At 39.9% G+C, this 11,417-nt stretch carries 13 protein-coding genes; 5 read left to right on the top strand and 8 right to left on the bottom strand.

Going from position 1 to position 11,417, the window contains the following annotated elements:
• The first annotated feature begins 80 nt into the window (after positions 1–80).
• The 3 genes from ytxJ to EJ995_RS08575 are packed head-to-tail and all read left to right on the top strand — an operon-like array spanning position 81 to position 2,670.
• Positions 81–467, top strand: a complete 387-nt coding sequence (gene ytxJ, locus EJ995_RS08565; protein WP_241234617.1) for a bacillithiol system redox-active protein YtxJ — start codon at positions 81–83, stop codon at positions 465–467.
• A 10-nt stretch (positions 468–477) separates the two neighbouring features.
• Positions 478–1,305 (top strand): M48 family metallopeptidase, encoded by an 828-nt coding sequence (locus EJ995_RS08570; protein WP_126447573.1) that lies wholly within the window; start codon positions 478–480, stop codon positions 1,303–1,305.
• 51 nt (positions 1,306–1,356) lie between these two features.
• Positions 1,357–2,670 carry an MFS transporter gene (locus EJ995_RS08575; RefSeq protein WP_126447575.1) on the top strand — a complete coding sequence of 438 codons (1,314 nt, stop codon included), beginning with the start codon at positions 1,357–1,359 and terminating at the stop codon, positions 2,668–2,670.
• Here the strand turns inward: EJ995_RS08575 and EJ995_RS08580 are convergent.
• The 5 genes from EJ995_RS08580 to EJ995_RS08600 all read right to left on the bottom strand — a co-directional run bounded on the left by EJ995_RS08580 (position 2,663) and on the right by EJ995_RS08600 (position 6,496).
• A complete protein-coding gene (locus EJ995_RS08580; RefSeq protein WP_126447577.1) occupies positions 2,663–3,430 on the bottom strand; it encodes a CDP-alcohol phosphatidyltransferase family protein in 768 nt (255 codons plus the stop codon). The two genes, EJ995_RS08575 and EJ995_RS08580, sit on opposite strands and share 8 nt — an antisense overlap.
• Before the next feature lie 126 nt (positions 3,431–3,556).
• Entirely contained in the window at positions 3,557–4,285 is a 729-nt protein-coding gene (locus EJ995_RS08585; protein WP_126447579.1) for a head GIN domain-containing protein, read from the bottom strand.
• Between the two features lie 24 nt (positions 4,286–4,309).
• The gene (locus EJ995_RS08590; RefSeq protein ID WP_126447581.1) at positions 4,310–5,386 is read right to left on the bottom strand and encodes a hypothetical protein; all 1,077 of its coding nucleotides are present in this window, start codon (positions 5,384–5,386) and stop codon (positions 4,310–4,312) included.
• Positions 5,373–5,954: a hypothetical protein gene (locus tag EJ995_RS08595; protein WP_126447583.1), complete on the bottom strand. Its 582-nt coding sequence runs from the start codon at positions 5,952–5,954 to the stop codon at positions 5,373–5,375. The genes EJ995_RS08590 and EJ995_RS08595 overlap by 14 nt, the downstream gene beginning before the upstream one ends.
• A complete protein-coding gene (locus EJ995_RS08600; protein WP_241234618.1) occupies positions 5,951–6,496 on the bottom strand; it encodes an RNA polymerase sigma factor in 546 nt (181 codons plus the stop codon). The genes EJ995_RS08595 and EJ995_RS08600 overlap by 4 nt, the downstream gene beginning before the upstream one ends.
• Positions 6,497–6,806: 310 nt before the next feature.
• Between EJ995_RS08600 and lon the strand changes: the two genes are divergently transcribed.
• On the top strand, positions 6,807–9,227 hold the full coding sequence (gene lon, locus EJ995_RS08605; RefSeq protein WP_394342057.1) for an endopeptidase La: 2,421 nt from the start codon (positions 6,807–6,809) through the stop codon (positions 9,225–9,227).
• Between the two features lie 207 nt (positions 9,228–9,434).
• A complete protein-coding gene (locus EJ995_RS08610; RefSeq protein WP_126447586.1) occupies positions 9,435–9,884 on the top strand; it encodes a KTSC domain-containing protein in 450 nt (149 codons plus the stop codon).
• An 81-nt stretch (positions 9,885–9,965) separates the two neighbouring features.
• Here the strand turns inward: EJ995_RS08610 and EJ995_RS08615 are convergent, their stop codons facing one another.
• The 3 genes from EJ995_RS08615 to EJ995_RS08625 are packed head-to-tail and all read right to left on the bottom strand — an operon-like array spanning position 9,966 to position 11,414.
• Positions 9,966–10,352 carry a DoxX family protein gene (locus EJ995_RS08615; protein ID WP_126447588.1) on the bottom strand — a complete coding sequence of 129 codons (387 nt, stop codon included), beginning with the start codon at positions 10,350–10,352 and terminating at the stop codon, positions 9,966–9,968.
• Positions 10,339–10,812 (bottom strand): RTX iron-regulated FrpC family protein, encoded by a 474-nt coding sequence (locus EJ995_RS08620; RefSeq protein WP_126447590.1) that lies wholly within the window; start codon positions 10,810–10,812, stop codon positions 10,339–10,341. The genes EJ995_RS08615 and EJ995_RS08620 overlap by 14 nt, the downstream gene beginning before the upstream one ends.
• 8 nt (positions 10,813–10,820) lie before the next feature.
• Entirely contained in the window at positions 10,821–11,414 is a 594-nt protein-coding gene (locus EJ995_RS08625; protein ID WP_126447592.1) for a hypothetical protein, read from the bottom strand.
• Positions 11,415–11,417: the final 3 nt, after the last annotated feature.

An 11,417-nucleotide genomic window follows, 5' to 3' on the forward strand; every position in this document is an offset into this window, starting at 1 on the left:
CTGTTTATTAAACTATTAGCATTTGTGACGTCGTGCTATAACTATATTTGTTTATCAAAATTGACGATTTTATGGGTCTCATGGATAAGTTATTTAGGTCTCAGCGAGATATTGCTAAAGACGATCTTGAAGGTATCATTTGGGAACCTCTGGAATCAATTGATCAATTTCATAATCTAGTTCGCAACTCAAAGCTCAAGAAAAAGGTAATCTTTAAACACAGCACGCGCTGTGGTATATCGCGAATGGCTCTTAATTCTTTTGAGCGCAATTACGTTCCTAAAGATCAAAATGTCACATACTACTTACTTGATCTTTTAGAAAACAGAGATGTAAGCAACGCCATTGCAGAAGAGCTTAACGTGACACATCAATCACCGCAAGTGATCATATTAGACAACGAGCAAGTGATACATACCGAAAGTCATCACGGCATCGACATTAAAAAAATTCAAGAATTACTATAAAATAATGACTATGAAAATTACCCGTATATCACTAGTAGCAGCCATGTTGCTGCTGTTTTCTTGTAAGACAAATGTCTTTACAGGAGAACGTACTTTAAACTTTGTCTCTAACGAGCAAATTTTTCCAGCTGCCTTTGCTCAATATGATCAAGTATTAGAGCAAAGTACGGTAGAGAGAGAAACCGCCGAGGCAAGAATGGTAAAAAGAGTAGGTCAAAATATAAAGGTAGCAGCAGAGCGTTGGTTGAATGCCTTGGGACATCCTGAATATTTAGATGGATATAACTGGGAATACAATCTCATCAAGGATGATCAAGTCAACGCTTGGGCCATGCCAGGTGGTAAAATTGCCTTTTACACAGGAATCCTTCCTATCGCTCAAGAAGAAACAGGCGTTGCGGTAATTATGGGACATGAGGTAGCTCACGCACTAGCAAATCACGGTGCACAGCGTATGAGTAGACAACAAGCGGCATCTATCGTAGGTACTGGTGTTGCGGTAGCTGCTAGCGGTCGCAGCCAGACTACACAACAAATTATCGGACAAGCCTATGGACTAGGTGCACAATATGGTGCAATTCTTCCTTTCTCAAGAAAAAACGAGCAGGAAGCAGATAAAATAGGTTTGATTTTAACAGCAATAGCAGGTTATGATCCTGATGAAGGCGCGAGATTGTGGGAACGTATGAAAGCAAATTCAGCTCAAAATGGTCAAGAGGCACCGCCGGAATTTCTAAGCACGCACCCTTCTTATGATACTCGCATTCAGAATTTGAGAAAGTTAGCACCAATTGCCAAAGCAGAAGCAGCGAAATATGGAGTGACAACTTTCAAGTAGTAGCTCTAATTGCATTACATTTAAAGGGTTCTTAACAAGAACCCTTTTTTTATGAAACAATATCTACCTAAAGGACATCCTAGACTGCTAGGAGCGTGGGCATTTTATGATTGGGCCAATAGTGTTTATTCGCTAGTTATAGCTAGTGCCATATTTCCTATTTATTACAGTGGTATCAGTAAAGCGGCCTTTGAACAAGGTAACGTCCCAGCGATCCTAGCTAATGTAAATAATGAGAGCATCATTATTGTTACCACAGCGATTGCCTTCGCGATTGTTAGTATTATTTCACCCATTTTATCTGGTGTTGCAGATTACTCAGGGAACAAGAAACTGTTTTTAAAACTCTTTTGCTATTTAGGTGGATTGTCAAGTATTGCATTGGCGTTTTTCTCATTTGATTATTTATTTGCTAGTCTGGCGGTCTATCTTTTGGCATTGGTTGGTTTTTGGGGTTCGCTAGTTTTTTACAATAGTTATTTACCTGACGTTGCGCATCCTGAACAACAAGATGCAGTGAGTGCGCGAGGATTTTCTATGGGTTATATAGGTAGCGTAATTTTGTTAGTCATTTGTCTGGTCCTCATTGAAGGCGGCATTTTTGAAGATCAAGTGTTACCCACTCAAATTTCTTTTGTTTTGGTAGGCGTCTGGTGGATGGGATTTGCGCAATACACCTATAAATACTTACCCAAAGGCACAAAAAAAGATCGCTCTCAAGTAAAGAATGTTTGGACCAACGGCTTTAAGGAATTGAAGCACATATGGAAACAATTATCTGCCAACCTGCAGATGAAAAGATATCTAGGCGCATTCTTTATTTACAGTATGGCGGTTCAAACAGTGATGCTTGTTGCTACCTATTTTGGGACTGAAGAAGTCGCTTGGGGTCCAGATGGCGCCACCATGGGTTTGATTATCTCTATACTACTCATACAGCTGGTTGCCATTGTAGGAGCATGGCTCGCTAGTAAGCTTTCGCGAAAGCTAGGAAACATCAAAACACTTATTGCAATTAATATAATCTGGGCTCTGGTATGCATCTATGGTTATTATGTAGTCTCGCCCATACAGTTTTATATCACAGCTGGTTTTGTGGGTCTCGTAATGGGTTCTATTCAATCATTGTCGCGTAGTACCTATTCCAAAATGATTCCTGAAGGCACCACCGACACGGCGTCATACTTCAGTTTTTATGACGTTGCGGAGAAAATTGGGATCGTAATAGGTATGCTCATATTTGCCATAGTAGGTGAGGTGAGTGGTTCGATGCGCGGCAGCATATTGTTCCTAGTATTATTCTTTGTAATCGGAATTATCCTTCTTTATCGAGTTCCTAAAGTGAAAACTGGAAGCTCTATTTGATAAATAGCCTCCTGATAGCTATAAAAACAAAGATAAACAGCGTCATACCTAAAATACCTGGTATAATCGCCTGCTGCCAGCCAGTCACAAGCAATAATGCCATTAGCAATAGTTGAAATCCTAATCCATAAATCGATAAAGAAGTCATAAACCATTTAGGAAATGATTTGGTATGAACAGCTTCAGGATCCAACCAATGTATAAATTGATCAAACGGCCCATAAAGCACATTGTAAATGCTGTGACATAAGTTGACCATTGACTGTTTCTCGCCTGGCAACGCAATGGGTTGCACCTCTTCTGAAATGCGGCTCGTAATATCGCCATTGACATTATTACGCAGTATTACATAATAGTAGTGATACAGCGTTCCTTGTAATTGTAAACCTATGAACGCCACGAGCGTCCAGATAATAGTCGATCCTGTTATTTGCATAAATGCCAATAGAAATAATAGATTCAAGATCAAATCTGCAATGGAATCAAAATACCTACCTACATAGGATGGCGTTTTCTTCAATCGAGCCAACTCACCATCTGCCGCATCTATTACAGATTTAAGAATCAAAAACAGGGCTGCTAGTACATAATCGCCATGCAGTATGCAACCTATAGCGAATAGACCGCTTATGATGAATAAAACGGTCACATGAATAGGAGTGAATCGGGTATCCTGCAGCATGCGTGCGATCCATCGACCACCAGGTCTACCGTAATCTGATAAATCTATAAAACGATACTGTGCAGGAAGTTTTGACATAAATAGTTGCGGTCTACGCGGTTGCAAAACTAAGGCTTTATCAGGTATGGATATTTACCAATAATATCAATAAAAAAAGCCTTCCTGAGTTATCAGGAAGGCTTTAAAATATGACTTAGAATGTGTTTACATCTTGGTAATATCACCACTACCCATCACTGATTTTTTGATGTCGCTAGTTTTTCCTTTATATCTCAAATCACCTGATCCAACGATACTAGCATTCATCTTACCACCATTACAAAAAACAGATACGTCACCGCTACCTGCAATGCTGGCGCGTACATTATTTGCCTTGAGGCCGTAAGCACTGATGTCACCACTACCAGCAACTGATGCATTTAAATTTTCAGTACGACCGCTCATTTTAAGATCACCACTACCAGCGACATTTAATTCAAGAGCTCTAGATTCCGTAGTGAGTGTGATATCGCCGCTACCAGCAACAGATACTTCCATTTTGTCTGATTTTAAGGTTAAATCGCTTGAGATATCACCGCTACCAGCCATACTTATTCTGCTTATATCCTTCACAGGAACGGTGACCATGATCCCTTTGCGCGTGTTGATATTGATACCATCCTTAACGCCTATTTCTAATTTATCACCTTTGGTCTCTATTTCTAGGTATTCCATGATGTTAGATTCTGCTTCTACCTCGATAGTACCTTCGGTACCAGCAACGAGTACCACATCCATCGATCCAGCTACTTTAATCTGATCATAATCATCGGTGTTAAAAGTTTGGGTGATCACGTCACCGTTACCAGACACTTTTTTATTACTGCTCCACCATTGTGCATTTGTTGATTGAAATGCGATAAGAGCGATTGCTACTATAATTACTTTTTTCATGTTATTTAATTTTAAGATTGATTATTAGTTATTAGGATTTAAAGATACACTGCCAAAACTGCTGTTCACCGTGATTCTATTGGAACTCTTATTGTCGAGGTGATAACCTTCTTTAAATTTCTCTGTACCATCACTGCGTGATTGCGTGGTTGTCAATGAGCTATTTACTTTGAGTGAACCAAATTCAGTATCCAGCTCATAGGTAAATGCCGCTGCAGGGTCGTAACCTATTTTAACCGTTGTATAGTCTGATTTTACATCGATCATCTTGAAGCCATTCATTGCTTTCCCAATATTCACGGTTCCAAAGTCTGCATTAAAATCACCGCTCTCTTTGATGTAGTCGATGGACACGTTTGAATAATCGCCACGGCCGTCGACGTTGTCAACACCTTCAACATTTATGGTGCTAAAATCACTATTGTATTTCAAGTTCTTGATCTGTGGTAGCTTTGCCTTGGTATAATCTCCTGAAAAATCTAGATTATCAGCGCCGTAGATTCTAAAATTGCTAAAGTCTGCCTTGATGATGGCCTCTTTTACATAATCGATGTTACTATTATCAGTGTAATCAAATGATAGCTTATTGTCTGTATGCAATAATTGACCTATTTGCAGGCGACCAAAGTCACAGGAAATATCAGTAGGTGCGCTCAACTTTTCTATAATAACAGCACCATAATCATTGCTCAATTCAAGCGGTGATGCTACTGGGATTTTCACGAGGTAATTCACCTGTATATTAGCGTTTTTACTGGCTTTCCACCAGTTCCACACGCCTGATGATGTTGACGGTATATAAGTCTCTGCGCTTACTCGAGAACTAGAGGCATTAAAAGTGACGTCCACTTCTCTCAATTTCTCATCGACGATGTTCTCATCATTACCGCTTACTTCTACATAAACCTCGATGCTCACAATATTTTTATCCCACGTTTCAATCGTCACATCGCCAAAGCTGTTCTCAATATCTACCAACGCATCGCTGTTGACATTGTAGGATTGCTTGATGCTCTTAGTTTTATTAAACTTATCTATAGGTACAGCGAGCGCGATGGCTGGCAGCAATATCAATACTATAAGTGTGTTATATAATTTCATTTTTTTGTTCTTTGATTTGTTGTTGGGCACTTCTTATTTGATCCTTGGCGTCCTCGAGTAACTGGATCCTATTTTGATAATTCTGTATCATCGCGTCGATGACCTTGGGATTATCGGCATTGACTTTAAAGTCTTTTTGAATCTTTTTAAAATCTGTTTCCAGCATGGCTAGATTTGCCTTGACATCTGCAATGATTCGCTCTGTTTCTGGAGCTTGCATTCTGTCCAGTGCCGCGAGTTGTGACTTGATAGCTAGATCATAGAAGTCTTGCTTCTGTGCAAGTTCTGGTGTCACAGTTGGTGTTAGGGATTGATTGTATTGACCTACTATGAAATTTCCCATTCCTAGCAACACAAGGATTGCTGCTGCGATGCCCCATTTTTTAATAATGGCTAGGGTGAATAATTTACCGCTAGGCTTTTCATCAATATCGTCACTTGTACCATCTGTATGTTGATCTTCACAGGCATCATCCAGCTTTTGTAAAAATCTAGCAGCGTGACCGTCTTTGAGGTCAGCAGTGTCAAAGTCTTGCTGCTCAAACCATTCCTTCATTGATTCTTTCATAGGGCTTGCATTTTATTTTTAAGACTTGTTTTAGCACGCGATAAGGTTGTTCTACACATCCCATGACTAATGTTCATGATGTGACTTATTTCCTCATTATCCATTCCTTCTATCAGGTGCAAATTCAATATTTGTCTATAACTTTCTTTAAGGGTTTTCATTACTTCAAGCACTTTTGTAGCGGTTGCGCCACTTTCTGCGAGATCCAGTGGCTCATCGTCTGGTACCTGCTCATATTGCTCATCATCCATAGCCACCATGGGCATGCGTTTATTTTTTCTCAAGTAGGTCAAGCTGTTATTGACTACTATGCGCTTTAACCAGCTGCCAAAGGTTGCCGTACGATTCCAGTCGGCCATCTTAGCAAAGGCTGTGATCATGCTTTCCTGCATAATATCTTCGGCCTGTGCAGTGTCCTGCACGATACGTAACGAGACGTTATACATACCGCGTGCATAATCGTTGTACACTTTCATTTGCGCCTTGCGGCTGCCTTGCTGGCACAGGTCAAAAAGATCGTTTTCGGTTGGTTGTAAATTCACTTGGTCAGTGTTTCTGTATTAAAGATGCAACTTTTGCGATCATGTTACAGTCGGTGGCATTGATTTTGAAAAAATGTTTGTAGTAAGGTGGTTGTAGAAGTCACGATACCATCTTGTTTACCTGATTATTGAGAGTACAATAATTTGATTAACAGGTGATTGACTTTTAATGTGTTAGCTTTCGCGAAAGCGTAATAATCCAACAACATCTTGCAAACAATTTTTATACTAACAAGAAGCCAACTGTGTGCTGACATAGTGGCGAGTTTAATGATATATGCGTAAACCAAAGAAATTTCATATTGACATAATGTCACAGGATCAGTTTGATCAAGATGCGGAATTTATACCGCTGCTGAGCAGCGAGGATGAGAAAGAAATGAATGCCGAGGCGGTTCCAGAATCCTTGCCTATACTGCCATTGCGTAACATGGTGTTGTTTCCAGGTGTGGTAATTCCCATCACCGCAGGACGTGATCAATCCATAAAATTATTGCAGGAAGCCAACAAGGCGAGCGAGGTCATAGGTGTGGTTGCTCAAAAAGACGAGACCATTGAAGATCCTACCAAAGATGATCTACATGCTACAGGCGTGGTGGCACGTATTCTCAAGGTATTCAAGATGCCTGATGGTAATACGACCGTGATTATTCAGGGTAAAAAACGTTTTGAGCTAGGTGAAATCACTGATACAGACCCTTATTTGCGTGCCACCACGATAGCTGTTGATGAGGCTAGACCAGCCGCAGATAATGAGGAGTTCAAGGCGATCATTGATAATATCAAAGAATTATCGTTAGAGATCATTAAGGAAAGTCCCAACATTCCTAGCGAGGCGTCGTTTGCGATTAAGAATATCGAGTCAAGTTCATTCCTTGTGAACTTTGTCTCGTCCAATATGAACCTGAAGGTTGAGGACAAACAAAAGCTTTTGGAAATCAATGACCTCAAAGAGCGAGCGCTGGAAACATTGCGTTTCATGAACATCGAGCGCCAGAAGTTAGAGCTCAAAAATGATATCCAGTCTAGAGTCCAGACCGATATCAACAAGCAGCAGCGTGAGTATTTCCTACATCAACAAATGAAGACCATCCAGGAAGAATTGGGTGGTGGCGTGAGTTCTCATCAAGAGATTGATGAAATGCGACAACGCGCCAAGAGTAAAAAGTGGGACGACAAGGTCAAAGAGCATTTTGAAAAAGAACTTGCCAAGATGCAACGCATGAATCCGCAAGTTGCAGAATTTTCCATACAGCGCAATTACCTGGATCTGTTCCTCGATTTGCCATGGAACGAGTTTTCAAAAGATAATTTTGACCTGAAACGCGCGATGCGCATTTTGGATCGCGATCATTATGGTCTAGACGAGGTTAAGAAGCGCATCATTGAATATCTAGCGGTATTAAAACTGCGCAACGATATGAAATCGCCCATTTTATGTTTGTATGGACCACCAGGTGTTGGTAAAACATCACTAGGTAAATCTATTGCAGAGGCTTTGGGCCGAGAATATGTACGCATCTCGCTAGGAGGTTTGCGCGATGAAGCAGAAATACGCGGGCACCGTAAAACCTATATAGGCGCGATGCCTGGACGTATTATTCAAAGCATCAAGAAAGCTAAAACCTCTAATCCGGTTTTTGTTTTGGATGAAATTGATAAGCTGAGCAATTCACACAATGGTGATCCATCAAGCGCCATGTTAGAGGTACTAGATCCAGAACAAAACAACAGTTTTTATGATAATTTCCTAGAGATGGGATTTGATTTGAGTAAGGTGATGTTTGTCGCAACTTGTAACAGTTTACAGACGATACAACCAGCCTTGCGCGATCGTATGGAAATCATCAATGTGACTGGTTATACTATTGAGGAAAAAGTTGAGATAGGAAAGAAACACCTATTACCTAAACAACTTAAGGAACACGGACTTGATAATTCACACCTTAAAATAGGGAAGAAGCAAATTGAAAAAATAGTTGAAGGCTACACTCGCGAGAGTGGCGTACGTACGCTAGACAAGCAAATGGCCCAAATGGTGCGCTATGCAGCCAAGAGTATTGCCATGGAAGAAGAATATGATCTCAAAGTCACTAACGAGACAGTTGTCGAAGTATTGGGATCGCCTAAAATGCAGCGTGATAAGTATGAGAATAATGAGGTTGCTGGTGTAGTAACTGGACTTGCCTGGACGAGAGTAGGTGGTGATATTCTTTTTATTGAATCCATCCTTAGTAAAGGAAAAGGACAGCTTTCCATCACAGGAAACTTAGGTAAAGTGATGAAAGAAAGTGCAACCATCGCTATGGAATACATCAAATCCAATGCAGATGTGTTGGGTATTGATCCAGAGATTTTTGGTAAGTACAATGTGCACGTTCACGTACCAGAAGGAGCAACGCCTAAAGATGGTCCTAGCGCAGGTATCACGATGCTGACTTCGCTAGTATCGCTATTTACTCAGCGCAAGGTCAAGAAAAGCATTGCTATGACTGGTGAAATCACACTACGCGGTAAAGTCCTACCAGTAGGCGGAATCAAAGAAAAGATTCTAGCTGCAAAACGTGCACGAATCAAAGAAATCTTGCTCTGCGAGCAAAACCGCCGCGATATTGAAGAGATCAAACCAGAATACCTCAAAGGCTTGACGTTTCATTATGTAAGCGATATGAGCAATGTTTTGGAATTGGCATTAACTAAGCAGAAAGTTAAGAATGCTAAGAAATTGTAGGTATTAATTTATTTGAAAGACGAAGCCTAGCATTATTGCTGGGCTTTCTTATTTCATGATTTTGCTTCAGTTTCATTTGTGGTACGTATTAACATGTCCTTGTTGTCAAGCCTTTGGTGGTTTTTGCTAGCCATAAATTAATTATCAGGGCATAAATAATTTGAGGTCATTTAAAGCAGTACTTTTGCACGCTCAAAAATAGGCGTGATGAAACGAATCAATCAGTACAAAAAAATGTTCCATGTAGAAGGAAACATTGACCTCAAGGAACTTAAAAAGTCCTATCGCAATCTTGTGAAGGAATGGCATCCAGATAAGTTTCAAGACGGAGACAATAAAAAAGACGAGGCAGAAGTCATGAGCCGCCAAATCATTGACGGCTATCATTTTCTAGTAAGTATTGCACCAGAAACTAAGGAAGCTAACCTCGATGCATACAAGCAGACAACTACTAATTCTGGAATTGAAGACTTTGATCACAAAGGTCAAGTTCTAGAAATCACTTTTCTTGATGGCAGTACTTATGAATACTTTGGTGTGCAAAAAAACATTTTCCAAAAATTAATCAACGCACCTAACCGCTATAGATATGCTAAGCGTAACATTTTCAATAACTATCTATATCGCAAGAGTAAAAAAGATAAAGAAATGGCATAAGGTCGATGGATAGGCGTAAAAGCTTCCTCATTTAAGGAAGTTTTTTAATGAATAGTATCTACCAGCTTTGTAAGGTTTTATTTATAATCGTGCACCACCATATTTGGAAACCCCATAAGCCCACCAAATCAACAATGGGTGAATAACAATAAGACGTGCCCAACCAATCCACGGATCAAGACATAAATCGCCAGCGCAACTATCGTTCATAATGAAGTAAATATGCGAGATGGTAAAAGCGAGCAGCATGGCTACTGCTAGTAAGCCAGCTGTTTTTCTGGTGCGATTGAATATAACGAGAATGGCCACCAACAGCTCAGTAGCGCCAGCGAGGTAATTAATGATGGCTGGATCACCTAACCAATCTGGAATTACCGGAAAATAGACTTCAGGATTTACAAAATGGACGACTCCTGCGACACCATAAAAGATAATGAATGCGAAGACCGAGACTTTACTCCAGTTCATTAATATTTTGTTTCTGGATGTATTTGATTAGATAATCAAAATCTGGATTGCTCTGTATCAACGTGTCATTTTGAACTTTTATGGTTTCACAATACTGGGTATCCTCGTACCACAAATATGAATAGCCTTGTGCATTGGTTTTACCATTGCAGGAATAGCTCAAAGTATAAGTTTTGAATTCTGGCTCTTCCGCAAGTCCTTCTGAGATAAGCTTTGCGCTGTTTTCTTTAAAAATAAAAGTACTGTATGGATAATCAATGCGTGTCCAGGTACCTTGTAATTGATCTTCTAGCCGACCAATCTTTTCTTCGTAACGTTCCTTATTTTCTTTTTTCGTAGAATTCTCAACGTCCTGAACCTCTATAAACTCTTGATCCGCTTTATCTCTTTTATTTTTATCGTCACAGGAAATGATCAATACTGATGATACAAACAAAATAAACAGACCAACCTTTTTCATAAGACCTATTATTGAGCAGACAGCATCGCGTCAATATTTATGTAAAAGAAAAGTCCGATTACAAGAACAAATCCAATCATGATACACGCATAGGATATCTCGATATACTTAAATGATTGCTTGATGCGGTGTTCAAAAGAGAACATAGCTCGTACCTGGTTACCTACCTGCAAATCTTGACGTTCGAACAGCTCGTCATAGGCTTGTTCATATTCTTCCAAGGTTTTATTGTCGTTCATACCTACGGTGAATAAGTTAGAACTAAGCGATGGGTATTTCTTTTTCACTTTCTCTCGATAGTTAAGAGCTAGTGAGTATATGTGCGGTCTGGATGCATTAATGGCAAACAGGAGCGAGAAAAAACAAAACAGCACTAATGTCAATCCCATAGCTCTGCCATATGGCATCTCACGTATTTGCTGAAAGAAAATGATGATCGCAGAAATAATTGTCGCATTAATCCTAATCATAATCGCAGCCTTGCGGTCAATCATATTAAAACTGTTTACGTACAGCTTGTTTTGATTGCGCAAATAAGAATGAAAGGCGCGATTAAATTCCTTCTTTTTGTCTTTATTTTCCTTAGGTAATTCTTCAATCATAGC

It is taken from the genome of Nonlabens ponticola (assembly GCF_003966335.1).
GTDB classification, from domain to species: domain Bacteria; phylum Bacteroidota; class Bacteroidia; order Flavobacteriales; family Flavobacteriaceae; genus Nonlabens; species Nonlabens ponticola.

Bases quoted from the DNA above. Each gene is read 5' to 3' on its own strand.
- EJ995_RS08590 (WP_126447581.1), bottom strand. From the start codon at position 5,386: ATGAAATTATATAACACACTTATAGTATTGATATTGCTGCCAGCCATC.
- EJ995_RS08620 (WP_126447590.1), bottom strand. From the start codon at position 10,812: ATGAAAAAGGTTGGTCTGTTTATTTTGTTTGTATCATCAGTATTGATC.
- EJ995_RS08615 (WP_126447588.1), bottom strand. From the start codon at position 10,352: ATGAACTGGAGTAAAGTCTCGGTCTTCGCATTCATTATCTTTTATGGT.
- EJ995_RS08575 (WP_126447575.1), top strand. From the start codon at position 1,357: ATGAAACAATATCTACCTAAAGGACATCCTAGACTGCTAGGAGCGTGG.
- ytxJ (WP_241234617.1), top strand. From the start codon at position 81: ATGGATAAGTTATTTAGGTCTCAGCGAGATATTGCTAAAGACGATCTT.
- EJ995_RS08585 (WP_126447579.1), bottom strand. From the start codon at position 4,285: ATGAAAAAAGTAATTATAGTAGCAATCGCTCTTATCGCATTTCAATCA.
- EJ995_RS08580 (WP_126447577.1), bottom strand. From the start codon at position 3,430: ATGTCAAAACTTCCTGCACAGTATCGTTTTATAGATTTATCAGATTAC.
- lon (WP_394342057.1), top strand. From the start codon at position 6,807: ATGTCACAGGATCAGTTTGATCAAGATGCGGAATTTATACCGCTGCTG.
- EJ995_RS08610 (WP_126447586.1), top strand. From the start codon at position 9,435: ATGAAACGAATCAATCAGTACAAAAAAATGTTCCATGTAGAAGGAAAC.
- EJ995_RS08625 (WP_126447592.1), bottom strand. From the start codon at position 11,414: ATGATTGAAGAATTACCTAAGGAAAATAAAGACAAAAAGAAGGAATTT.
- EJ995_RS08570 (WP_126447573.1), top strand. From the start codon at position 478: ATGAAAATTACCCGTATATCACTAGTAGCAGCCATGTTGCTGCTGTTT.
- EJ995_RS08595 (WP_126447583.1), bottom strand. From the start codon at position 5,954: ATGAAAGAATCAATGAAGGAATGGTTTGAGCAGCAAGACTTTGACACT.